21 protein-coding genes are annotated in these 24218 nt (G+C 67.3%); 10 read left to right on the top strand and 11 right to left on the bottom strand.

The features are described 5' to 3' along the window. Positions 1–84: 84 nt before the first annotated feature. The 4 genes from hutH to CV023_RS18200 are packed head-to-tail and all read left to right on the top strand — an operon-like array spanning position 85 to position 5178. Positions 85–1770 carry a histidine ammonia-lyase gene (gene hutH, locus CV023_RS18215; RefSeq protein WP_230748490.1) on the top strand — a complete coding sequence of 562 codons (1686 nt, stop codon included), beginning with the start codon at positions 85–87 and terminating at the stop codon, positions 1768–1770. A gap of 1 nt (position 1771) precedes the next feature. Next, a complete protein-coding gene (locus CV023_RS18210; protein ID WP_230748489.1) occupies positions 1772–2992 on the top strand; it encodes an allantoate amidohydrolase in 1221 nt (406 codons plus the stop codon). Beyond that, positions 2989–4431 (top strand): formimidoylglutamate deiminase, encoded by a 1443-nt coding sequence (locus CV023_RS18205; protein ID WP_230748488.1) that lies wholly within the window; start codon positions 2989–2991, stop codon positions 4429–4431. Before CV023_RS18210 ends, CV023_RS18205 begins: the two co-directional genes overlap by 4 nt. Positions 4432–4434: 3 nt before the next feature. Then, positions 4435–5178 (top strand): IclR family transcriptional regulator, encoded by a 744-nt coding sequence (locus CV023_RS18200; RefSeq protein WP_230748487.1) that lies wholly within the window; start codon positions 4435–4437, stop codon positions 5176–5178. Positions 5179–5275: 97 nt separating this feature from the next. On the opposite strand, the gene CV023_RS18195 is transcribed toward CV023_RS18200, so the two are convergent. Further along, complete coding sequence (locus CV023_RS18195) at positions 5276–5656, bottom strand: VOC family protein (RefSeq protein WP_230748486.1); 381 nt, start codon at positions 5654–5656, stop codon at positions 5276–5278. 369 nt (positions 5657–6025) lie between these two features. Here CV023_RS18195 and trpS point away from each other — a divergent pair, with 369 nt between their 5' ends. After that, positions 6026–7066, top strand: coding sequence for a tryptophan--tRNA ligase (trpS, locus tag CV023_RS18190; RefSeq protein WP_230748485.1), 1041 nt, complete (start codon positions 6026–6028; stop codon positions 7064–7066). A 27-nt stretch (positions 7067–7093) separates the two neighbouring features. On the opposite strand, the gene CV023_RS18185 is transcribed toward trpS, so the two are convergent. Continuing rightward, entirely contained in the window at positions 7094–8395 is a 1302-nt protein-coding gene (locus CV023_RS18185) for a methyltransferase domain-containing protein (protein WP_230748484.1), read from the bottom strand. A gap of 186 nt (positions 8396–8581) precedes the next feature. On the opposite strand from CV023_RS18185, the gene CV023_RS18180 reads away from it, so the two are divergent. The 3 genes from CV023_RS18180 to CV023_RS18170 all read left to right on the top strand — a co-directional run bounded on the left by CV023_RS18180 (position 8582) and on the right by CV023_RS18170 (position 11884). Then, entirely contained in the window at positions 8582–10054 is a 1473-nt protein-coding gene (locus tag CV023_RS18180; protein ID WP_230748483.1) for an amidohydrolase family protein, read from the top strand. Beyond that, positions 10051–10761, top strand: a complete 711-nt coding sequence (locus tag CV023_RS18175) for a sulfite exporter TauE/SafE family protein (protein WP_230748482.1) — start codon at positions 10051–10053, stop codon at positions 10759–10761. Before CV023_RS18180 ends, CV023_RS18175 begins: the two co-directional genes overlap by 4 nt. A 97-nt stretch (positions 10762–10858) precedes the next feature. Then, entirely contained in the window at positions 10859–11884 is a 1026-nt protein-coding gene (locus CV023_RS18170; RefSeq protein ID WP_230748481.1) for a LacI family DNA-binding transcriptional regulator, read from the top strand. Positions 11885–11964: 80 nt separating this feature from the next. Here CV023_RS18170 and CV023_RS18165 read toward each other — a convergent pair whose 3' ends face one another. The 6 genes from CV023_RS18165 to CV023_RS18140 all read right to left on the bottom strand — a co-directional run bounded on the left by CV023_RS18165 (position 11965) and on the right by CV023_RS18140 (position 18069). Continuing rightward, a complete protein-coding gene (locus CV023_RS18165; RefSeq protein ID WP_230748480.1) occupies positions 11965–13353 on the bottom strand; it encodes a uracil-xanthine permease family protein in 1389 nt (462 codons plus the stop codon). A 168-nt stretch (positions 13354–13521) separates the two neighbouring features. Further along, complete coding sequence (locus CV023_RS18160) at positions 13522–15114, bottom strand: cryptochrome/photolyase family protein (protein WP_230748479.1); 1593 nt, start codon at positions 15112–15114, stop codon at positions 13522–13524. Positions 15115–15268: 154 nt separating this feature from the next. Further along, the gene (locus tag CV023_RS18155; RefSeq protein WP_230748478.1) at positions 15269–15781 is read right to left on the bottom strand and encodes a hypothetical protein; all 513 of its coding nucleotides are present in this window, start codon (positions 15779–15781) and stop codon (positions 15269–15271) included. Positions 15782–15931: 150 nt separating this feature from the next. Further along, positions 15932–16762 carry a class I SAM-dependent methyltransferase gene (locus CV023_RS18150; protein ID WP_230748477.1) on the bottom strand — a complete coding sequence of 277 codons (831 nt, stop codon included), beginning with the start codon at positions 16760–16762 and terminating at the stop codon, positions 15932–15934. Positions 16763–16930: 168 nt separating this feature from the next. Next, the gene (locus CV023_RS18145) at positions 16931–17338 is read right to left on the bottom strand and encodes a DoxX family protein (protein ID WP_230748476.1); all 408 of its coding nucleotides are present in this window, start codon (positions 17336–17338) and stop codon (positions 16931–16933) included. Continuing rightward, complete coding sequence (locus tag CV023_RS18140; protein ID WP_230748475.1) at positions 17335–18069, bottom strand: TetR/AcrR family transcriptional regulator; 735 nt, start codon at positions 18067–18069, stop codon at positions 17335–17337. Before CV023_RS18140 ends, CV023_RS18145 begins: the two co-directional genes overlap by 4 nt. Positions 18070–18268: 199 nt before the next feature. On the opposite strand from CV023_RS18140, the gene CV023_RS18135 reads away from it, so the two are divergent. Continuing rightward, positions 18269–19555 carry an Nramp family divalent metal transporter gene (locus CV023_RS18135; RefSeq protein ID WP_230748474.1) on the top strand — a complete coding sequence of 429 codons (1287 nt, stop codon included), beginning with the start codon at positions 18269–18271 and terminating at the stop codon, positions 19553–19555. On the opposite strand, the gene CV023_RS18130 is transcribed toward CV023_RS18135, so the two are convergent. Together CV023_RS18130 and CV023_RS18125 are read right to left on the bottom strand one after the other, a co-directional pair. After that, on the bottom strand, positions 19524–21110 hold the full coding sequence (locus CV023_RS18130) for a lipase maturation factor family protein (protein ID WP_230748473.1): 1587 nt from the start codon (positions 21108–21110) through the stop codon (positions 19524–19526). The two genes, CV023_RS18135 and CV023_RS18130, sit on opposite strands and share 32 nt — an antisense overlap. Positions 21111–21238: 128 nt before the next feature. Then, complete coding sequence (locus tag CV023_RS18125; RefSeq protein ID WP_230748472.1) at positions 21239–21781, bottom strand: hypothetical protein; 543 nt, start codon at positions 21779–21781, stop codon at positions 21239–21241. A 96-nt stretch (positions 21782–21877) separates the two neighbouring features. Here CV023_RS18125 and CV023_RS18120 point away from each other — a divergent pair, with 96 nt between their 5' ends. Beyond that, a complete protein-coding gene (locus CV023_RS18120; RefSeq protein WP_230748471.1) occupies positions 21878–22552 on the top strand; it encodes a metal-dependent transcriptional regulator in 675 nt (224 codons plus the stop codon). A 69-nt stretch (positions 22553–22621) separates the two neighbouring features. On the opposite strand, the gene CV023_RS18115 is transcribed toward CV023_RS18120, so the two are convergent. After that, positions 22622–24124 (bottom strand): inorganic phosphate transporter, encoded by a 1503-nt coding sequence (locus CV023_RS18115; RefSeq protein ID WP_230748470.1) that lies wholly within the window; start codon positions 24122–24124, stop codon positions 22622–22624. Positions 24125–24218 lie beyond the last annotated feature (94 nt).

Genomic DNA, 24218 nt, shown 5'->3' with positions numbered 1-24218 from the left:
CAGGGCGTCCTGGCGGCCTCTTCGCGGCCACATCGTCTGATCTCGCCACACGAACGTACGAATCTCTCAACCGAAAGGCACACGATGTCAGTCTTCATCGATCTCGATCCCGATACCCTCACCTTCGCCCAGGTGGTCGACGTTGCCCGCCACGACGCGAAGGTCTCTCTGTCAGAGACCACGCTGGCCCGGGTGAACAAGTACCGCGAGGCCATCGACGCCCTCGCCTCCGCGCCGAAGCCCGTCTACGGCGTGTCCACCGGTTTCGGTGCGCTGGCCCAGCGCCACATCCCCGCAGAGCTGCGCACCCAGCTGCAGAAATCGCTCATCCGCTCGCACGCGGCCGGAGTCGGCGACCCCGTCGAACGCGAGGTCGTCCGTGCGCTGATGCTGCTGCGCGCCCGGACCCTGGCGACCGGTCGGGCGGGAGTCCGCGCCGAGGTGCTCCAGACCTACGTCGACCTGCTCAATGCAGGTATCACCCCGGTCGTCCACGAATACGGTTCGCTTGGCTGCTCGGGTGACCTCGCGCCTCTGTCCGCATGCGCGCTCATCGTCATGGGCGAAGGCGTGGCCGAAGGCCCCGACGGAGTCGCCGGTCCCGCCGACGAGATCCTCGCCACGGCAGGCATCACCCCGGTGACCCTCGCCGAGAAGGAAGGCCTCGCGCTGGTCAACGGCACCGACGGCATGCTCGGCATGCTCATCATGGCCCTGACCGATCTGGAGAACCTGCTCACCGCCGTCGACGTCTCCGCAGCCATGAGCATCGAGGGACTCTTCGGCACCGACGCGGTCTTCGCCCCCGAACTCCACTACGCCCTGCGCCCCCACGACGGGCAGGCAGCGGCGGCGGCGAACATGCTCGCCGCGCTGGGGGACTCGGGCATCACCGCCAGCCACCGCGAATCGACCCATCTTGTCCAGGACGCCTACTCGATGCGTTGTGCCCCGCAGGTCAACGGCGCCGCCCGCGATGCCGTGTCCTTTGCGACCGGGGTCGCCGAACGCGAACTCCGCGCTGCCATCGACAACCCCGTCGTGCTCACCAACGGCATGGTCTCCTCGAACGGCAACTTCCACGGAGCACCGCTGGCCCATGCGCTCGACTTCCTCGCGATCGTCGCGGCCGATGTCGCCTCGATGTCAGAACGCCGCACCGACCGGATGATGGACGTCGCCCGCAACCAGGACCTCACCCCGTTCCTCGCCGACGATGCCGGCGTCGACTCCGGGCTGATGATCGCCCACTACACGCAGGCCGCGATGGTCTCCGAAGCCAAACGCGGAGCGACTCCGGCCTCGGTGGATTCGATCCCGTCCTCGGCCATGCAGGAGGACCACGTGTCGATGGGCTGGTCGGCCGCTCGCAAACTCCGCAAGGTCGTCGACAACCTCGCCTCCGTCATCGGCATCGAGCTCTACGCGGCCTCCCGAGCCTGCGATATGCGCGAAGCAGCACCGGCGCCGGTCACCGGAGCCGTGATCGCCAAGATCCGCGAGACCGTGCCCGGCCCGGGACCCGACCGGTTCCTCTCGCCCGAGCTCGCCGAGACGATCGCCAAGGTCAAGGACGGCTCACTGGTCGCCGCCGCCGAGGCGGTCGCACCCCTGCAGCACACCGTGACCGAGGCCGCCGGCACCTGGCTGCCCGAGGGCGGATCACCGGCCGTCAACGACCCCGAGTTCACGGCCCTGGGCAACCTCGACGCAGCCGCCGAGGCCTCCGGCACAGATGCGGCGACGACGCACCGGGACGAGGCGAACTGAGATGAGTGACGTCGTCTCTCTGCTGGCCCAGATCGAGGACACCGGTCGTGACACCCGCGGCCCCGGCTACCAGCGGCCCGGGTTCTCCTCGACCGAACGTGAGCTGCGCGAGTGGTTCCTCGCCGAGGCGGCCCGCCGCGGCCTCGACACCGAGATCGACGGCAACGGCATCACCTGGGCGTGGGCGACCCCGCCCGGGGAGAACGCCGTGGTCACCGGCTCGCATTTGGACTCCGTGCCCGGCGGCGGTGCCTTCGACGGACCCCTCGGAGTCGCCTCGGCGCTGGCGGCCTTCGATGAGCTCAAGGCATCGGGAGCACTCGAACGAGCCACCCGGCCGCTGGCACTCGCGGTCTTCCCAGAAGAGGAGGGATCGCGCTTCGGCGTCGCCTGCCTGGGATCGCGGCTGATCACCGGCGCCATCGAGGTGGACCGGGCGCTCGGTCTCAAGGATGCGAACGGCGACACCTTCGCCGACGTCGCCCGTGGCTATGGCCTCGATCCGGAACGGATCGGGCGGGACCAGTCTCGGCTGGCCGGAATCGGTTCATTCATCGAACTCCATGTCGAACAGGGCATCGGACTGATCAACACCGATCAGGCCGTGGCCATCGGCTCCTCGATCATCGGTCACGGCCGCTGGCACTTCGCGTTCTCCGGTCAGGGCAACCATGCCGGGACCACTCCGATGAGTCACCGCGCCGACCCGGTCGTCGCAGCCTCCCGAGTGATCGGTGACATTCCGACCCTAGCGGCCGCCACTGACGCGAGCGCCGTGGCCACCGTGGGGCGGACACTCATCCACCCGGGCGGAACGAACGTCATCGCCTCCGGCATGAGCTTCTGGCTCGACATCCGCCATGCCGACGATGCCGTGGTCCAGCAGGTGCTCGACGCGATTTCGGCACGTGCGCGCGAGCACGCCGACGGCACCGGCGTGGAGGTCTCCATCTCCCGGGAGTCGTACTCGCCGACGACGCACTTCACCAAAGAACTCAATGATCGCCTGACCTCCGTGCTGCCGAACGCGGCTCTGCTGCCCTCGGGTGCCGGACACGATGCGGGCATCCTCGCACCGCACGTGCCCTCGGCGATGCTCTACGTCCGCAACCCGACCGGCGTCTCCCACGCCCCCGAGGAGGCCTGCGAGGATGACGACCAGCGAGCCGGAGTCGCCGCACTCGTGCGTGTCCTCGAAGGGGAACTTGGGGTGGCATCATGAGCACCCGCTTCTGGTGCGAAGCCGCCTGGGTCGACGGAGACGTGGCCACCGGGGTGCTGCTCACCGCCGATGACACCGGCACTCTGACCTCGGTGGAGACCGGCATCGACGCTGCACCCTCCGGTGCCGAGGTGGTGCCCGGGTTCACACTTCCCGGCGGCGTCAACGCCCACTCCCACGCCTTCCACCGCATCCTGCGCGGTCGCACCCACGGTGACGGCGGAACCTTCTGGACCTGGCGCGAGGTCATGTATTCGGTGGCTGCGAAGCTCAGCCCCGAAAGCTATGAAACGGTGGCTAGAGCGGTCTTCGCGGAGATGCTCGCCGGCGGCTACACCTCGGTGGGCGAGTTCCACTACGTCCACCACGCACCCGACGGAACGCCCTACGGTGCGCAGGACGAGTCCGGCGCGGACGCGGAACGTCCTCGCGGGGACGTCTCTGCACCGGCGAAGTCCCGCGCACACGCGATGGAACGGGCGCTGGCACGGGCGGCCGCCTCGGCGGGGATCCGCATCCGACTCCTCGACACCTGCTACCTCACCGGCGGCATCGACACCGAGCTCTCGGCCGAGCAGGCACGCTTCGGCGACGGAGCCATCGACGGATACATGGACCGGCACGCGGACCTGACAGAGTCCTTCGCCGCCGAGTTCCCCGTCGGCTCCCCAGGTGAGAGCTACGTCCACGTGGGAGCGGCGATCCATTCGATCCGCGCGGTTCCGGCGGCGAACCTGCCTCGCTTCGCCGAACTCGACGGACCCGTGCACGTGCACCTGTCCGAGCAGCCGGCGGAGAACGACGCCTGCCAGGCCGCCTACGGGACGACGCCTACGCAGGTGCTTGCACGCTCCGGCGTCGTCACCGCCGATCTATCGGCCGTCCACGCCACCCATCTCAGCGCCGAGGACATCGCGAGCTTGGGTGGGGCCGGAACGAGCATCGTGATGTGTCCGTGCACCGAGGCCGACCTCGCCGATGGGATCGGTCCGGCCCGGGAACTCGCCGACGCCGGCGCGACTATCGCGATCGGCTCCGACCAGCACGTCGTCCTCGATGCGCTGCGCGAGACCCAGGGTCTGGAGGCCGGGGAGCGCCTGCGCTCAGGTCAGCGCGGTCGCTTCTCACCGGCCGAGCTCATCGCCTCACTGACCACGGGAGGGGCGCGCAGCCTCGAACTGCCGGTGGGGGAGCTCGCAGTCGGGAAGGCCTGTGACTTCGTGGCGCTGTCGACCGAGAGCATGCGCACCTTCGGATCGGTGGGGGAGCAGATCATCCTCACCGCCACCTCGGCGGACGTGTCGCTGACGGTCAGCGGCGGACGGGTGCGGGTGCGCGACGGTCTCCACACCGAACTCGGCGAGATCTCCGAGCTCTACCGGGACGCGTTCGCGGCCCTCGGGATGGCGCCCGGGACGTCCGCCGAGGCGGAAGGCTGAGCCATGGCTGAGGTTCCGGCACTGCGTCGTTCGATCGCGATCCTGCGGCATCTGGCCTCGTCGAATCGCGCTATCTCCGCCGGTGCCCTGGTCAGGGCCTTGGAGATCCCTCGCTCGAGTGCCTACGAGCTGCTGTCCGTGCTCGAGGAGCTCGGGCTCGTCGCGAGGATCGAATCCGGGTACGTGCTCGGTTCCGGCGTGCATGAGCTGGGCAGTTCCTACCTGCGCACCAACCCCCTGCAGCGCCTGGCTCAGCCGATCGTCCGCCAGCTCGCCGACGACACCGCGGCCACCGCGCAGCTGGCGGTCATCCGCGGGTGGGAGACCGAGTACGTGCTCAAGGAGCAGTCCCTGAAGTCGGTCGCCGTCATCACCGCCACCGGCGTGCGGATCCCCAGCTACCTCACCGCCACGGGGCGGGCGATCCTTGCGAATCTGCCCAAGTCAGAGGTGCTCGCGATGTTCCAGTCCGAGTCGGGCTTCGTCACGCGCACAGGGCAGGGGCCGACGACGGTCAAGGCGCTCAACGCGATCCTCGCCCAGGACCGGCGATCCGGCTGGGCGATCGAGCACGGCGAGGTCACCCCTGGAATCTCGACGATCGCGGCGCCGGTCTACGATGTGCTCTCCCGCCCGATCGCCGCGATCGGGGTGTCGGTGGCCGGGGATGCGCCGAAGGAGGACATCGAACCGCTCGTGGAACGGGTTCTCGCCGCGGCCGCCGAGGTGACCGCGAAGCTGCGGTGAGGTGCGTCGACGCGCTGCCGGTCAGTGGGACTTCGGTGCTCGCCGGTCCTATCCGTGACAGTCGAGCTCGGCCGCGATGTTGCGGCCCTGCCGGGACTCACAGGTAAGGCTGGGTGATGAGCTCGAGATACATGCCGGACGGGTCGAGGAAGTACACGCCGCGACCGCCGTGCTCCTTATTCGTTTCGTGCAGACGCGTCCGCTGCGGGTCGGCCCAGTAGTCGAGGCCGCGTTCGCCGAGGATCGTGACCGCACGATCGAAGTGCTCATCCGTGCAGAGGAACGCCATATGCACCGGCAGAATGTAGTACCCCGGTGGGGGACTCGCAAACTGGAGCATGACCCCGTCCGAGAGCAAGACGTTGGCGAAGACACCCCACGAGGTGGTGTGTTCGGCTTCGAAGAGGTCGACGTAGAACTGTGCCGATTCGACCGGATCGGCCGCGGCGATGATGGTGTGGTTGAAGCGTGCTGACATGATGTCCTTTCGAAGAATGGCCTGCCGAGAGTGGACTCGTTGAGGTGATCTCTTCGAAAGGGGCGGTCCGCGAATGAAGCATTCGCGTCCGCTGGGGCTCAACTGTCGACCGGGTCACCGATCCGTGAGCGGCTGAAAGCCTGTCCGGTCATGGTCGACAGCGTAGCCGCATCAACCCGTCGCCACCACCCGCCGGCCGCAGCATTACACTGAGACCATGCGCAATTCCGGACTCAACTGGTGGTGGCTGCCTCAACTCGCAGCCGTCTGACGCATATTCGCGGGCTGCATGGCAGCCCGCATCACCTGTGGGATCTCTCCGTGCGGCCCGTGCAATTCTCACCGCACTCACCGCACAAGGAGAACCACATGGATTCCTACACCGCCACACTCGAACGCATGCCGCAGATCCGCGCCGACGTCGAGGCGCGACCTCAGAGATTCCGGATGCTCACCGGAGAACGGCCCACCGGAATGCTCCACCTCGGCCACCTGTTCGGCTCGATCCTCGAACGAGTCAGCCTGCAGAATCGCGGGATCGAAACCTTCATCGTCCTTGCCGACTATCAGGTCATCACGGACAGGGCCACCTCGGCGAATGTGCGCGAGAATGTCCACCAGGCGATCCTCGACTATCTCGCCGCCGGGATCGACCCGGCGAAGACGACGATCTTCACACATTCAGCCATCCCCGCGCTCAACCAGCTGATGCTGCCCTTCCTCAGTCTCGTCACCGACAGCGAATTGCGCCGCAATCCCACGGTCAAGGCCGAACTCGACGCCTCCGACCGGCCGCTCAGCGGTCTGCTGCTCACCTACCCCGTCCATCAGGCCGCGGACATCCTCTTCTGCAAGGGCGAGCTCGTGCCCGTCGGCAAAGACAATCTGCCGCACGTCGAAATCACGCGCACGATCGCCCGGCGGTTCAACGATCGTTACGATCACGTATTCCCCGAGCCCGAAGCGATGCTGACGACGACTCCTGAGCTGCCCGGGCTCGACGGACGGAAGATGTCGAAGAGCTACGGCAATGCGATCTCCTTGGGAATGACCGCGGACGAGACGGCCGCGGTGATCCGCAAGACCCGAACCGATTCGGAGCGGCGGATCACCTTCGACCCGGCAACCCGCCCCGGAGTCTCGGCGCTGCTGACGACGGCGGCTCTGTGCGAGGGGAGCGAACCGGAGGCGATCGCCGAGGAGGTCGGAGATGCCGGGGCCGGCACACTCAAAACACGGACCAGCGAGGCGGTCAACGACTTCCTTACGAACCATCGGACGCGCCGTCGGGAGTTGGAAGCCGACCCGGAGATGGTCCGGGCAGCGCTCGCGGACGGCAACGAGCGAGCCAACGCGATCGCCGAGGCGACTCTGGCCGAGGTGCGCGAGGCGATGGGGATGAGGTACTGAACGCCGCGAAAGCTCACGCGCGCGGTTTCACCGTTGCCGCAGCAGCACGGCCACCTCGAGGTGCTTCGTGTGGGGGAACATGTCGAACACGCGCGCCTGCTCCACCGTGTAGCTCGGCATCCGATCGAGATCCTTGGCCAAGGTCAGCGGATTGCAGCTCGAATACACGATGTGATCGACACCGGAATCTTCGAGTGCGGTCGACAGTCGGGCCCCGATCCCGCGCCGAGGCGGATTGACGATCACGCAGTCCGGCCGAACGCCGGCCGCCAGCTTCGCCTCGGTGAACTCCGTCGCATCGTCGGCGAGGAATTCGACGGAAGCCGTGGGCCGGGCGTCGTCGATGTCGTCGCCTGCTCCGCTGCCGACTGGCCCGTCGGGTTCGAGCCCGCAGAGTCCCAGCTCAGTCGCGCTGACCTTCGCCGATTCGATCGCCTGCTCGCTCAGCTCGACCCCGGTGACCAGGCGTGATCGCCCACCGTGGGAGTCGGCATTGGTGACCGCACCCGGGCCGTGCGCGCTTCCGGCCCCTCCCGCACAGTAGAGCGCAAACCCGCCGACCCCGCAGTAGAGGTCCCAGAGCGTAGACGGCGCAACCGTGTCCACCCAATCGGCGACCTGGCTGTAGAGGGCGATGGCCACCTCGGTGTTCGTCTGGAAGAAGGACTGCGGCCGCAGATGCAGATCGACCCGGTCGAGATTCATCCGCAGCGAATCGCCGTGCAGCACGATCTCGCGGCTGCCCTCGAGGGCGGCCTTGTGCTCGGGCAGCAGATTCACCGAGACCACGGTCGCCGCCGGGATCGCCGCGAGCAGTCGGGCGCGTCGTGACTGCAACACCTCGAGACCGAACTGTGTGCGCACGACGAACCGAATCATCAGATCCCCCGACGGCGCGGCAGTGACGTGGACGAACTTCAGCTCACCTCGGCGAGCACCCACGTCATAGGGCTCGAGTCCGCTGTCATCGAGGAGTTCGGCAATGATCGGGATGACGGCGCGGATGGCCGGTGCCTGGATCCCGCACTCGCGCAGATCAACGCCGTGGAAGTCCTGGTCGAGAATGCCCAGCGTCACCATACCGGCTTCGCCGCCGACGGCAAGCTTCGCGCGGTTGCGGAAGTCATGGTCGGGGCCGAACGCGGCGGGCAGCCAGACTGCAGGAACGTGATCGGCGAGCACCTCGCGACACCACGCCTCCTTCTCGCTGATCTGCTGCCGATGCGGCGTCTCGAGGAGAGCGCAGGAGCGGCACAGCCCGGCAGTGAAATAGTGGCAGTCCAAGTGCCCGGAATCCGCCGAGGCGGGGGTGAGGGGCAACGTGGTCATGGGACCATTTTACTCGTTGACCGGAGGGGTCGCGGACCGTAGACTGGATAGGGCCAAATCGATTTGGCAAATGTGGTTCGCTCGAGTTCCGGCGAGGGTGGCAGGATTGTTCCCACAGGGGTCCGGCACCACAAGGACGCATCACCGAAGGACCGCACCACCGGATCCCCGATCGCAAAGGATGACATGACCGAGCTGCGTGACCTGCATCAGAGTCCGACTCTGCTCGTCCCCGAGCAGGTCCTCCTGCCCGAAGGCCCGCAGCGTGACCACGCGGTCCTCGTCACCCAGGGACGTATCGTCGCAGTCGGACCACTCGCCGAGGTGACTGCGCGGGCCGAATCCGAGCAGGCCGAACCCGGCAGCCGTCCCCCGCGACCCACCGCCGGATTCACCCGCATCGACCTGCCCGGACGACTCCTCATGCCCGGCTTCATCGACTCCCACCACCACCTCACGCAGTCCTTCGGCAAGTCCCTCGTCTTCGGCGAACCCTCGGAGATCTTCCAGCGCGTGTGGGTGCCGATGGAGTCGAATATGGACGCCGAGGCCATCGAAATCGCCACCCGACTCGCCGCCTGGGAGTCCCTGCGCGGCGGCTTCACCACCGTTGCCGATGCCGGAACCCGAGCCAGCGTCGACGTCTCCGCGATCTCCGACGTCACCGCCGAAGTCGGTCTGCGCTGCGTGCTCGGGGTGATCTGCAACGACCTCGGCAGAGGAGCGCGCACCGCAGACCTCGCCGATGTGGTCACCACCGCCGAACACCACCTGAACAGGTGGAATGCCGAGGAGCTCGTCCATCCCTCCCTGGCCGTCTCCATCCCCGAGGTCGCCTCCGACGAGGCACTCGTCGCGGTCACCTCGCTTGCCCGCGACGCCGGAGTGACCTTCCAGACTCACCTCAACGAACACCTCTCCGCCGTCGAACGCTCCCTCGTCGCGAACGGCGAACGGCCGCTGGAGCGGCTGCACCGCCTCGGCGCACTGGGCCCGGAACTCCTCGCAGCCCACGGCACACTGCTCACCCCGCGCGAGATCCGACTGCTGCAGGAATCCGGCGGCGCCGTCGCCTACAACCCGGTGGCCAGCTCCTGGAAGGGCAACGCCGTGGCACCTGCCCACCTCATGCACGAGCTCGGAATCCGCCTGGGCCTCGGCACCGACGGAACCCGCTCGGATGCCTTCCGCCTCCTCGACGCCGCCGAGACCGCCCAGCGTCTGACCGCGGGACTCACCGCCGGCGACTCCTCGAGCGGGGGCGGCTGGACCTGGCTCGAACAGGGTCTGCGCGGGGGAGCCGACGCCGTCGGACTGGCCGGCCAGATCGGCGAGATCACCGCCGGCGCCCATGCCGACCTGCTCGTCGTCGACATCGCGACCCCCGAGTTCGTTCCCTCCTGGGACCTTCCCTGGGAGCTGGTGCGCATCGCCAACCGGGATCAGATCGAAGCGGTCATCGTCGGCGGCAGGCTGCGTCTGGAGAACGGCTGGCCCATCGACTGGGACGGGTCCGCCTTCCTCGAACGTGCCCGCGAGGTCTCAACCCGCGTGGTCGCGGACTCGCCGATCACTCGCATCGACCCGTCTGCGACGACGCACCGCGCGACGTGGATGGGCGAGCACCCGGAGAGCCACCTCGGTGGGCGCAGGGCATGACGCTCCTCGCCTTCTCCATCGTCGGCATCACCGTCCTGCTCTCCGCATTCGTGCAGGGGTCGACCGGGATGGGCTTCGCCATGATCACGGCCCCGGTGGTCAGCTTCATCGATCCCAGCCTGATCCCGGTGATGCTGCTGGTGCTGATGATCCCGCTCAACTTCTACGTCGCGGCCAGAGAACGCAAGGACATCGACTGGCACGGGGTGAAGTGGATCAGCGTCGGACGCTTCGCCGGCACCTTCTTCGGGCTCTGGATCCTCGTCATCGTCAACCTCCACCAGCTCTCCCTGCTCATCGGCTGGTCGACCCTCGTCGCCGCCGTCATCGCCCTGCTGGCCCCGAAGTTCTCACCGAACCGCTCGGCGCTGACGATCGTCGGCCTCATCACCGGCGTCACTGAGACCTCCACCGGGGTGGGCGGGCCGCCCTACGCCCTGGCCTACCAGCACAGTCCCGGCGCGGAGCTGCGCTCCACGGTCGCGGTGTGCTTCCTCGTCGGCGAAGTCATCTCGCTCATCGTGCTCGCCATCAGCGGCCAGGTGACCGGCCCGGCGCTGCTCTTCACGCTCACGATGCTGCCGTTCCTCGCCGTCGGCTCGTTCCTCTCCCGCTACGTCCATCATCGCCTCGACGGACCGATGCTGCGCTACATCGTGCTCGGCTTCGCGATCGTCTCCGGGGCCGTCGTCATCGTCCAGGCCTGAATGCGGACCCCGCCGAGGCGGTTCATCGGGATCGTGCGCGTGTGCCCGAGTTTCTGCCCGGCCCGGGTCCGACCCGCCGATCCATTAGGCTGAATCCATGAGTTCACCGAGGGGTTCGCGTCGCGCCACCATCGCCGACGTGGCGCGGGAGGCCGGTGTCTCCCGCACGACGGTGTCCCATGCTCTCAACGGTCTCGGCAAGGTCAATGAGCAGACGCGCGACCGGGTCAGGACCGTGGCCGAGCGGCTGAACTACCGACCTAGCGTGCGCGCCCGAGGCCTGCGCTCCGGCCGCTCCCAGGCGCTGGCTCTGCTGTCCTCGATGCCGTCGGCCGTCTCGGCCGGACCGTCGCAGTTGGGCTTCTTCACGGAGCTGGCGATGGGATGCGCAAGAACGGCGCTGCTCAAGGGCTACGTGTTCGTCCTCGCACCCCCGGAGGCCGAAGCCAATCCGGTCGATCGACTCGACATCGACGGTGCCATCCTCCTCGAACCCGCCGCCGATGACCCCATCGCCGCCGCCCTGAACCAGCGCGGCATCCCCTTCGTCACGATCGACGGTCCCGCGAGCGACCGCAGCGTGGATCTCCATCATGAGCAGACAGCAGAGGTTCTGGTCGAGCACATGCTCGAGCGCGGCGCTGCGCGGCCCGGGCTGATCATCGGGACGAGTGAACGCAGGTCACAGCGCGCGGCCCGGGAGGTCTACCTGGACGCGGCGGCGAAGCATGGTTTCGACCCTGCCATCGCCGAGGCGGACGAGACCGACGGCGAAGACGCAGGCTACCGGGCGGCACAGACGCTTCTCACGGACCGTCCCGAGACCGACGCGCTCATCATTCCCATCGACACCTTCGCCACCGGTGCGGTGCGTGCCGGTACCGAGGCGGGGCGGGTCATCGGTCGGGATCTGCTCGTGGCCACCAGGTACGACGGTCTTCGCGCCCGGACCAGTGTTCCACCGCTGACCGCCGTCGACCTGGGCCTTGACGAGGTCTCCAGGCAGGCCGTCGAACGACTCCTGACGATCCTCGATGGAACAGATGAGCCCGACTCGAGCGAGTCGGAATCGACTGCACCGAGCCTGGTGATCAGGGAATCCACGGCAGGCCCGACGGCCTGAGCACGCAACGGCGCACCACCTCGGCGAGGTTCAGCCACCTCGGCGAGGCCGCCCGCAACGGCGCACCGCCTCGGCGCGGGTCAGATCCGGTAGTCGCCGGGACGCTGCGCCAAACCGCTGGGATCATCGATCGGGGTTCGACTCTTCGGGTGGCGGTTGCGTCTGCCCGTGTGGTGGAAGAGCAGGTTGAGCAGCACGGAGACGAATGCGGCCATGGCGACGCCGCTGCCGAGCAGGGAGGCGGCATTGGGTGAGAGCTGGGAGTACATGCCGGGAATGAGCACCGGCAGCAGCCCTGCCGCGAGGCCGACGGTGGCGGTGATGAGATTGCCGGTCTGGTTGAAGTCGACCTTGGCGAGCATCTGGATGCCGAGCACTGCGATGATGGCGAACACGACCACCGCGGTCCCGCCGACCACGGCCGGCGGGATGCCGTTGAGGATCCTCGCCAGCGGGCTGATGCCGATGAGGATGAGGAGGACGCCGGCGAAGGCGGTGACGTAGCGGCTGCGGACTCCCGAGGCGCGGACGATGCCGACGTTCTCTCCGCTGGTCACCATCGCCGGAGTCCCGAAGAAGCCGCCGATGATCGTGGTCAGTCCATCGGCTCGGATCAGGCGGGGGACTGCGCGGCTGGGTTCGACCTTCTTCCCGACGATCTCGCCGTTGATGATCGTCTGGCCGGTGGCCTCGGCCATCGAGGCCAGGGCCCACAGGAGCATCGGAATGGCGGCGATGAGGTCGAATTTCGGGGCGCCGAAGGGGAAGAGCGTGGGGGCGGCGAGCAGTGGGCCGGCCGCCTGCGCGGAGAAGCTCGTGGCTCCCATGCAGGCGCCGACGATGGTCCCGCCGACGAGGCCGATGGCGATCGAGAGCTTGCCGAGCATGCCGCTGAGGAACCTGAATGCGAGCACCGTGATGATGATGGTGACCGCGCCCAGGAGCAGGTTCTGCGGGTCCCCGAAGTTCTCCGCATCCGCTTCGCCGACGATCAGCTTGCCGGTGACTTGGACGAGGTTGACGCCGATGACGATGACCATGATGCCGATGACCAGGGGCGGGAAGAATTTGAGGACCTTGACGAAGAGGGTGACCGCGAGGATGTAGAAAACGCCGGTCAGCAGCACCGCTCCCACGGCGGTTGCGAGGTCTGTGCCCTGGGCGATGGTGATGAACAGAATCGTCGCCGCGCCGCCCGGCAGCATGACGAACGGCAAGCGGACGCCGATCTTCCAGGCGCCGACCGATTGGAGGATCGATCCGAGTCCGGAGAAGACGAAGACCGCCGACAGCACCGCCGAGGTGACCTCCTCGGACAGGTCGAGCGCGGTGCCGATGAGGAAGACCGAGGAGATCGGAGTGGCGACCATGACGAGGACGTGCTGGATCGCGAACGGAATCAGGGTGTGCATCGGGCGGAGGCGGTCGACCGGGTGGACGTCCTCGGTGGGTTCGGGTGATGCGGTCACGGACCATTCTCCTCAGGCGGTGGTGGCTGTCGGCGTTGACAATACAGCGGCCAAATCGATTTGTTCAATCGTGCCCTGCGTCACAGTGACTGTCAAGGGTGAGTTCGCGGAATGGACATGACGTCGTCATCGTCCGGGCCTGAGCACGGACCTCGCCGAGGTGGTGCGTCAGGCGTTCTTCATCGCCTCGTAGGCGTCGAGGGCCTCGAGTCGGGATTCGCCGAGGTCGACGATCGGGGCGAGGCCTGCGCCGCCATCGTTCGCCCCGATGCCGTTCGCGTCATCGTCCGCACCGTCACTATCTGAACCGGGTCTGTGACCCCACTGCCGCACGTACTCGCCGTCCGGATCGAAGCGTTCGCGCTGGCGTTCGGGGTTGAAGATCCGGAAGAACGGCGAGGCGTCGGCGCCGCAGCCGGCCACCCACTGCCAGGACACCGGATTGTTCGCCTCATCGGCGTCGACGAGGGTGTTCCAGAACCACTGCTCGCCGAGCTGCCAGGGCTGAAGCAGATTCTTCGTCAGCAGACTCGCGGTGACCATCCGCACCCGATTGTGCATCCATCCGGTCTCCCACAGCTGCCGCATGCCCGCGTCGACCAGGGCGATCCCGGTGCGCCCGCGCTGCCATGCCCGCAGCGCCTCGGGGTCGCGCTGATAGGGGAAGTTCGCGAACTCGGACCGGATCGGCTGCCAGTCGAGATCGGGCAGATGGAAGGTCAGATGCCACGAGAACTCCCGCCAGTACAGCTGCCGAATCCACGCCTCACGGTCGTCATCGCCGACCTCGGCCATCGCCCCCACCTCGGCGAAGAGCTGCCGTGGAGAGATCTCTCCGAAGCGCAGTCGCGGCGACATCTGCGAGGTTCCTTCGGCTCGACCGGGAAGATCGCGTTCCGTTCCGTAGTCGGCGATGCCCGCGCCGAGGCTCTCGAGCGCTGCCTGGGCAGAGGTGCACCCGGGCGCCCAATGGCGGGCAAGGGTCGTCTCCCACCAGGCGGGTCTGGGGGACGCGGAGGTTCGGCTGTCGATCTCGGGGACGGCTCCGCTGGCAGGAACCGCGCGGTCGAGGAGGCCGAGGTCGGCCACCTCGGCGCTCAGCACCTCGGCCCCGTGTTTCGCGCCGGCGGCGGACGGACGACCGTCTGGTGCGCGGTCGCCGGAAGCGCTGTCGTCCGGCGCGTGATCGGCGAGGACGCTGTCGATCCTCTCGCGCAGGTCCTTCCCGGGCTGCTGCGGTTCGACCCTCGGCAGCGGTGCCTCGACCGGCAACTCCCGGGCGGCCTTCCAGAATGGGGTGAAGACCTGATAATGATCGCTCGCCGAGGCGGGAGCGACCTGCCAGGGCTCGACGAGGAGGTGCCCCGGATGGCTGTGCGCCGCGATGCCGGCATCGTTCAGCTCCGCCTTGATGCGGCTGTCGAGCTCACGCGAACGAGGGGCGTATCGGCGCGACCACCGCACCGCCTCGGCGCCGAGGCGGCGGGCCAGCTTCGGAACGATGGTGGCCGCCTGACCTGCGGCGAAGAGGAGAGGGATGCCGAGTTCGGTCAGGGCGGAGTGCAGTTCCTGCAGGGATTCGTGGGCCCACCAGCTCGCGGCTTCGCCGAGCGGACGCGGGCCGAGACCGTCCTCGTCGCGGGACTCGCGGATCCATAGGGCGACGACATCGCCGTCGGCGCGCGCAGCGGTCAGCGCGGGGTGGTCGGTGACCCGCAGGTCATCGCGGAACCAGAGGAGAGTGATCTGCTCAGTGCTCATGACTGCAGTATGTCATTAGCCAGGCGAAGGATCTCATTCGGGGAGGTGCCGATTGGTTGGGGTGCGAGGGTGCACCGCCGGTGGGGGAGTGCGTCTTTGGTGGGGGAGTGCCGCAGCCTGGGTGCCTTAAGGCGGGTGCCGCAGTCCGTGTGCCTCAGGCCGCGGCGAAGCTCATGGTGACGAAGACACCGAAGGAGACGAGGGGTGCGAGCACTGCCACCGCCGTGGCGATGATTCCCTGAGTGCGTCCGCGGGCCGTCACCGTCGCGATGATTCCGGTGATCAGACCGGCGATGCCGAGTCCGGTGAGCAGTCCCTGAAGCCCGAGGAGTCCGATCGACAGAGTCTGCATCCATTCGGGAATGTCGGTGAAGTAGTAGCCGGATGCCGCCTCGGCGGGGCCGACCGTGAGGGCGAGGACGATCGAAGCGACGAGTGAGACGCTCGCCGCGATGATCGAGAGGGTGAGGGCGACGACGCCGAGGCGAGGTGACTTCTCGACCAGTGGGTGTGTCTGCTGATGCAGCGCGGCCTGCTGCGGATTCGGCCCTCCATGATCGGAGTGCGGCTCCCCTCCAGGGGCGCTCGGCGCTCCAGTCGACCCGGGCTGTTGCGAGGCGAGTTCGTCATCGGTGGGCTGGGGGTACATGAAGTTCGGCGAGGTCATGTCTTCGACGCTAGTCGGCGCTGCACCACCGATACATGCGGGTACCCGATGACCGGGGTCAGGAAATCCTCACCTTCGTCCCGGGTTCCCAGCCTAAGGCCTCGCCGCCCAGTCGCGGCCCACGGTCCCGTCTCAGGCTCGGGCGCAGCCTCACCCCTTGGCGGTATCCCCTTTGGTGGTAGCGAGCAGGAACCGCTTCTGCGTCACGGTGATCGGCCCTGATTTCGCGGCCAGGCGTTCAAGGGCGCCGAGGTTGTCCTTGACGGTGAATCCGGGCACGTCCCAGGGAATGTAGGCGAGGTATTCGAGCACCGCCTCGACGTCGGTGAACTTCATCGTTCCCTGCCAGCGGCGGGCGGCATCGATGGTGAGTCCGTATCGTTCGGCCTCGTCGATGCACAGGTCGAGCTGAGTGTCGGAGTCGGGCTCGCCGCCGAACCAGTCCCGGAACTCGGCCGCCTCGGTGCTGTCGACCTGTTGGGTGAGGAAGATGCCGCCGGGCGCGAGCACGCGCACCACCTCGGCGATGTCATAGCTCTCATGCCGATTCATCACGAGATCGAGTTCGCCGTCGTCCCAGGGCAGGCGATCCCTGGCTTCGCTGTCGTACTCGCTGACCTCGACGCCGAACTCCTTGAGCGCCGAGGCGGCCACCGGGAGGTTGTCCTCCCATCCCTCGGTCGCGTGGATGAGCGGAATCGCATCGGAGTCGGAGCCCACAGATGCGCGGAGTGCGCGGATGAGGCGGATCAGTCGTTCTCCGCCGCCGGTGCCCATGTCGAGGCAGTTCGTCGACTCGAGCATGGCGCTGCGGCACAGCAGATCGAAGTCCCAGGGCGGGTCATCGGCGTGGAGGCGATCCGAGAGGGCGGAGAAGTCCCAGCCGGTCATCGCCGCGGTGTCGTGGATCCAGCTCCAGCGCGAGTGCCGTTCGGCCGGGGTCTCGGCGCGTGCGCGGCTGCTGTCGGCGAATTCGGGCATGAGCACTCTCCTCCGTCTGGCGCGGCGGCCGCGGAGACGATGCCTGCGGACGTGTCCACTGAGGCAGCGGCCTGACCGGTGCTTCGAGCCTAACCCAGGCGCGCCGCCGAATGAAGGAGGAATCGCAGATTCGCCCGGTACACGTGACGGACGAACCGGTTCGCGCCCTCAGAGGAGGAAGCAGAAGATGAAGATGAGCACGTTGAGCGCGAGCAGCCCGAGGCAGTTGATCCACAGATCTCGGCCGATGTAGCGAGCCCGCACATGCGCTATCGCCGCAGTGAGGAAGTAGACGATGAGCCCGACCACCGCCGAGAGTCCGACTCCCGGCACCCAGATCCCGACGATCAGCCCGGCCGCGGCCAGGAACTTCACCACTGCGAGCACCCACCACCAGTCGCGGGGCAGACCGACCCCGTCGAGGCACGCGGCGATGGCTCTGGGTGGCCGGAAGGTCATCAGGCCGTCGCCGAAGACGATGATGGCCATGACGATGACCGGCCAGACGGGATCCGGCAGAAGCGTCGACCCCAACGGCATCGACCCCAGCGGCAGCGACTCGGACAGCAGTGTCATCGGGGGCCTCCGAAGCGAGTGTGGAAGGCGATGATGCCGAGCAGCGCATCGATCGCCTCGTCCAGGGACATGGTGCTCGCCGCCCACCGGAAGAGGATCCCGAGGTATGAGTCGTAGAGCGCCGAGGCGCTCGCCCGGGCGTAGTCCTCGCCGATGCCGATCGAGGTCAGGCTCGACACGAGTTGCTCCTGCAGGTCGAGGGCGAGGCTGTCGAAGACCTCCGGCTTCCCGCGCACCCGCATCAGTGCCGCGGCATAGTCACGCGAGAGGTCCTCATGGGAGGCGAAGAATTCGAGGAACGGCAAGAAGATGCCGAGCAGGTGGGACTGCACCGCGGACGGCCGTTCGCCGGAGCGCGGGCTCGCCGAGGTGGTCCTAGCCGAGCCAGTTCCGCCTGAGCCGGTCCCGTCGGGGGCCGTCCTCGTCGAGGTGGCCCCTGCCTCGGCGCCCGCCCCTGCCTCGGCGCTCGACCGCGGTTTCGTTGGAGCCGGGGAAACGTAGGTCCCGGATTGGAGCTGACCGATCCAGCGGTCGAAGCAGCGAACGAGGAGGACGTCCTTGTCACCGGCGGACATCACCCGACCGACCGACACCTCGGCGGACTGGGCGATGGATCGCACGGTCGTCGCCCGGTATCCGTGCTCGAGGAAGAGCGCAGCGGCCGCGGAGATGATCTTCTCCTCGGTGCGCAGCCGTCGCGACGACCGTGACTGAACATGTTCACTGACCATGATCGAATCGTATGCCTTTCCGTGTTCAGTTACCAGGGGTATGCGCAGAGTGCGCGCGGTGCAGTGGACTGCGGGCAGTGGAGCAGAGTGCGGGCAGTGGAAGCGAGTCGGCACGGGCGAGCGGAGGAGCGGTCGATCCCCGCCGCGCGAGAGTCCGAGAAGTTTTGCCCGCCGAAGAAAGTTAATGTACCTTAACTCTATGACGCGCAAACCTTCCGCAGCAGCTCCATCCGGCCTCGGTGCCACCTCGGCGCAGCCGAGCGACAAACCTGCCAAGCGGAAGATCCCGACGATCGCGCTGCTCGGCCCCGCCTTCGTCGCCGCCATCGCCTATGTCGACCCGGGCAATGTCGCGGCCAACCTCACGGCGGGAGCCGAATACGGATACCTGCTGGTGTGGGTGCTCGTGGCCGCGAACCTCATCGCGGTGCTCGTCCAATACCTGTCCTCGAAGCTCGGCCTCGTCTCCGGCCAGTCCCTGCCCGGCATCCTCGGCAAACGGCTGAGCCGGCGGTCGCGCCTGGCGTACTGGGGGCAGGCCGAGATCGTCGCCATCGCCACCGACCTCGCCGAGGTCATCGGCGGAGCCATCGCCCTGAAGATCCTCTTCGACCTGCCGCTGCTCCTCGGCGGCGTCATCGTCGGAGTCGTCTCCCTGTTCCTGCTCTCGATCCAGTCCACACGCGGTCAGCGTCCCTTCGAGACCGTCATCATCGCCCTGCTGGCGATCATCGCCATTGGATTTCTAGCAGGCCTGTTCGTCGGGGATGTGAATTGGGGGCAAGCCGCGGGTGGAATCGTGCCGAGGCTCGAAGGCACGAACTCGGTCGTGCTCGCCGCGAGCATGCTCGGCGCCACTGTCATGCCCCACGCCATCTACCTGCACTCGGCGCTGTCCGTCGACCGCCACGGCAGGTCGCCGCGGGCCTCGATCCCGCAGCTGCTGCGGGCCAGCCGCTGGGACGTCGTGCTCTCCCTCGTCATCGCCGGGTCGGTCAACATCGCGATGCTGCTGCTCGCCGCCGCCTCGCTGCGCGGTCAGGATGGCACCGACACGATCGAGGGCGCTCATGCGGTGGTCACGGCCAACCTCGGCGAGGTCGTCGGTCTCTTCTTCGGCATCGGACTCCTCGCCTCGGGCCTGGCCTCGAGCGCGGTCGGCTCCTACGCCGGGGCCTCGATTATGCAGGGACTGCTGCGGGTGAACATCCCGATCGTGTGGCAGCGGGCGGTGACGATGATCCCCGCGCTCATCGTGCTCGGCATCGGCGCCGACCCCACGTGGTCGCTCGTGCTCAGCCAGGTCGTGCTCAGCCTCGGCATCCCGTTCGCGATGATCCCCCTGGTCAAGCTCACCACCAGCCGCGCGGTGATGGGTCAGTACGCGAACGGCCGGTGGATCACGGTTGCCGCGGTGGCCGCCTCGGCGCTCATCATCGCCCTCAACGTCGTCCTCATCGTGCTCCTGGCCCTCGGCGTCGAGTAGCGGACGTCGGTGGCAGCAGCGTCCGCGGGTCCGATCGCACCCACCACGGGCGGGGCCGACCGGCGGCAGCGGCTTCGCGGCGTTCGTCGGCGGTGGCGTAGCGGTAGGTGAAGACCCGGACGCGGATGAGCGCTGGGGCCCGACCGGCGAAGGGGTCGCGGCCCATGAGTCGGCGGATCTGCGGATCGCCGGAGCCGATCTTCTCGAGCAGGCGGGAGAACCAGGCCTGTCGACAGTCGCCGAGCGCGGCGAACCACATCAGCCAATCCAGCCGCAGATGGTAGGGCGCGACAATCGGTCCGCGGCGGGTGACATCGCCCGGTTTGCCTTTGAACTCGTACTCCTTCCAGCCGGCCGCACCCTCGGGGTCGAGGGTGCCTTCGATGATGATCTCCTCGCGGGTCTCGGTCATCGACCCGAAGGCACCGTAGGCATTGCCGAGACCCCACCGGTTGAAGCTCGCGTTCATCAGCTGGTGGGAGGAGAAGAGGTTGCGCAGGGCCGGGATGTTCAGCCAGCACTGCCAGACGACGAACACGGCGACGAGGATGGGCCACCACAGCGGCGACGCGCCCGCCGCGGCGCTCAGGTCTCCGCCGGAGCCCGCGGCGACCTCGGTGCCGGATGACCCGGTTCCCGCATCGGCGCCTGTGGGTCGGTCGATAATCGATTGCCAGCCCCACTCGGGGAACGGCCCGCCGCTGATCCACCGGAAGAAGGAATCACTCATCCCGGAGACGGCGAGGATGATCGTCGCCCAGTTCAGCCAGGCATAGTTGCCCGAAACGACGAGCGCGAGTTGGGTGATGATGATCGCGACCGCAGCGAAGGAGGCGATGGGCTGCGGGAGGAAGAGCAGCCAGGGGGCCGCGAGCTGGACGATGTGGCTGCCCAGGGTCTCGCCGCGGTGCCACCACCAGGGCATGAGGTGGGCCAGGCGGCTGAGCGGGCCCGGCATCGGCTGAGTCTGGTGGTGGTAGTCCATGGCGGTGAGATCGCGCCAGGAGGAGTCCCCGCGCATTTTGATCATGCCCGCCCCGAACTCGACACGGACGACGAACCACCGCAGGAGGAGGATCATCAGCAGCGGGGGAGCCGCCTCGTGGGAGCCGAGGAAGCCGACGAGGAATCCGGCCTCGAGGAGCAGTGACTCCCAGCCGAAGCCGTAGAAGCGCTGCCCGATCGACGAGATCGAAAGATAGAGGCCCCACATTGCCAGGAACACGGGAACCGGTGTCCACACCGGGCCCAGCTGTGGGAGTCCGATGACGACGGCGGCGGCGAGGATCATGCCGAGGACGCAGACGAGGCGCAGCCTGCGGTCGGTGTAGGCAAACCGTGCCCAGCGGAAGAGGCTCGGTGCCTGGGCGGCGGTGGTGCGGGCAATGAAACTCGGGGCCGGGGTCAGGCCGCGCTCGCCGAGGAGGGCCGGGAATTGGTTGAACGCGGAGAGAAAGGCGATGAGGAAGAGCAGGCCGAAGCCGCGTTGGAGCACCTCACGGGCGATCGTGTAGTCGCCGGCGCTCAACAGCTGGGTGATCGTATCGAAGTCCATGGTCGACCTCCCTGTGCGGTGGGACCCTGCTTCGACTATGGCGGACCGGCGACCATGGCGCAATCAGACGGAAGCGATCGTCGCTGACGGCGGACCATCACCTCATCCCACCGGGCCGGGTACCGTGGTCAGGTTCGCAGCCGGTCGACCACCTCGGTGACGGCGGTGATGAAACGTCGCGCCTCGGCCGGAGTCGTCCTCTCGAGACGCATCGACGAACCGACGTGGAATTCGATGCCTACACACGCATGACCGTGATTGTCCTCTGCACGAGCGATCACGACCTGCCGCAGAGCGGCTTGAGAGAGCTGAACGACGGCACCCTCGGCATCGGTGCGCACGCGCATGATCCGCAGATCGGTGAGGATGAGCAGGTCTGAGTCGGAAGGAGGCAGGCTCTGCAGTCGCGCGTACTCGATCTCGCGTGGCTGGAACAGGTTGGTCGAGGCCGACGGCCGGAGCCCGGCCCAAAGGCCTGTCGGTCGGCGCGGCGCTGGTCCTCGGGCCCCTATCTGACGTGTTTCCGCATTGCGGCGGAACGTGAGCAGAGTCGACCGAACGAAGTCGAGCAAGGCACTGCCGAGCTTCTCAGGCCATGCCGTCGCCGGTCGACCGAAGTCGGATTCGCCGGTCGGGGGATCCGAATCGGATGGAAGGGGGTGGGAGGTCATGTCTGTGATTCTGGCAGGGTCGCCTCGGTGACGCATCGGATGCCAGGTAATCGTTTGGCAACATCTGTGTCTGATCGTCCATGGAATACTGAACTCATGCGTGCAGGCGAAGTGTCCGAGGTCAGCCAGGACTATCTCAAAGTGATCTGGTCAGCCCAGGAATGGGGCGGGACGCCGATGACCGCGACCGAGCTGGCGAACCGCTTCGGGACCACGAAGGCCAATGTCACCGAGGTCCTCAAGCGCCTCGACGAACTCGGACTCGTCGCTCGGGTCCCCTACAAGCCTCCAGTTCTCACCTCCGAAGGGGAGATTCTCGCTCTGTCGATGGTCCGTCGGCATCGGCTGATCGAGACCTTCCTCGTCGAGTCGCTCGGCTACGGCTGGGACGAAGTCCACGGTGAGGCCGAGTCCCTCGAACACGCCGTCTCCGACCGGCTCATCGACCGCATCGATGACTTCCTCGGGCGACCCGCTGTCGACCCGCACGGTGACCCGATCCCGGGGCCCGACGGGCGAGTCGAGTCCCATGATGCGTCGTTGCTGCTCGCCGAGGCGGCACCGGGATCCTACGATGTCCTACGTGTCTCCGACGCCGATCCCGAGGTGCTCCCTCACCTCGCCGAGGCGAATATTGTGCCAGGTTCGCGCGTGGAGGTCAGCGATGGAGAGGATTCCGCTGTGACGGTGGTCGTCGACGGTCGGATGCACTCGGTGAGGCGAGAGTTCGCCACGGCGGTCTACCTGCGACGGCGGACGCCTGGCCTCTGAGCACCGGGGACGGAAGGGGCGACGCTTCCGCAGTTCTGGGTGAGTCGTTCGACGCCGATTGAGCGCGCGTCAGCCGAGCAGTGCGCGGAGGCAGAGGACACCTGCGGCACCGATGGTCGCAGCGGCGGGCAGGGTGATCACCCAGGCCATGGCGATCGGCTTCATCAGCTGCCAGTTCGCCGAGCGATTGACGAGTCCGACGCCGATGATCGCACCGATGAGGATATGTGTCGACGAAACGGGAAGTCCACTGATCGAGGCCGCCATGACAACGGCCGCGGCAGCGAGCTCGGCGGCGAATCCGGAAGCCGGGTGGATCTCCGTGAGTTTTGTCCCGACGGTGGAGATGACCTTGCGGCCGATGAACCACAGTCCAGCGATGAGTGCGATTCCACACGTGAGCATTGCCGCGAACGGGACGGTCGCCTCGGCGCTGATGCTGTCGGTCCGGAGCACGTCGAGGACCGCTGCGAAGGGTCCGATCGCGTTGGCGATGTCATTGGATCCGTGGCTGAAGGCGAAGACCGAGGCCGTGAATACTTGCATCCAGGAGAACAAGATGTAGGTCGCCCTGGGCACAGTCTGCTTGCGCAGGGTCTTGGCGAACACGAAGACAGCCATCCACACTGCTATGCCGATCATCGCCATGACGAGGACGCCGCCGAAGGTGCTCACGCCCATGTCGAGGTTCTTCAGACCCTTGAACAGGAGCATCGCGGTGATGATCACGGCCCCGGCGGCGGCGATGAGTGGAACCCAGCGCTGCAGTGCCGAGTGCGTTCCGATGTCGGTTCCGCTCGGGCGCGTGGTCCGGTCATCGGCCCCGGAATCAGGGTCGGTGGCGTGGCCGGTGCTCGGGGTCGTCACCAGCATGTGCGGCTTGAGCGTGTGGGACAGAGCGCTGCCGAGTACGTACTTCTTGATCGCTCCGTAGATGAGGAAGGCGACGAGGCCGCCGAGCACGGGGGAGAGGACCCAGGAGATCGCAATCTGGCCGACCTCGGACCATTGAACCATGGCCATTGAGCCGGTGCCGGTGACAAAGCCGATGGTCAGGGAAGCTCCGATGATTCCGCCGATGATCGAGTGCGTGGTCGAAACGGGCCAGCCCATCCGGGTCGCCAGCAGCAGCCAGACTGCGGCGCCGAGGAGAGCGGCCATCATGATGAAGGCGAAATCCATCGGGTTGAGTGCGACAGCGCCGAGGTCGACGATGCCGCTCTTGACAGTGTCGGTGACCTCGCCTCCGGCGAGCAGGGCGCCGCTGACCTCGAAAACAGCTGCGACGAGAAGCGCCTGCTTCATCGTCAGTGTGCCCGCGCCCACCGAGGTGCCGAAGGAGTTCGCCACATCGTTGCCGCCGATGTTGAACGCCATGAACGCACCGAAGAGGATCGTCGTGATCAGTACCATGCGCGGCGCATCTCGACCGACGAAGTCGAAGGACCACAGGGTGAAGGCGATGAGGGTGATGGCGAGCAGGACGCCGAACGCGAGGTGCCAGAGACGATCATTGCTGCGGCCGACGGCGCGCGCCGGAGAGAACCTTTCCGGGGCCAGAACCTGGGTCATTCAGATCTCCTTGCTGGGGACGTGGAGCGAGGTCTCGGTCTCCTTCCATGGTTCTCAGGCCGAATGACCTGAAGGTTACGAGCAAGGTGAACGG

It is taken from the genome of Brevibacterium sp. CCUG 69071 (genome assembly GCF_021023135.1).
Taxonomy (GTDB): Bacteria; Actinomycetota; Actinomycetes; order Actinomycetales; family Brevibacteriaceae; genus Brevibacterium.
The sequence above is the reverse complement of the archived record's forward strand: the minus strand, read 5'-3'. Positions and strand labels throughout refer to the sequence as shown.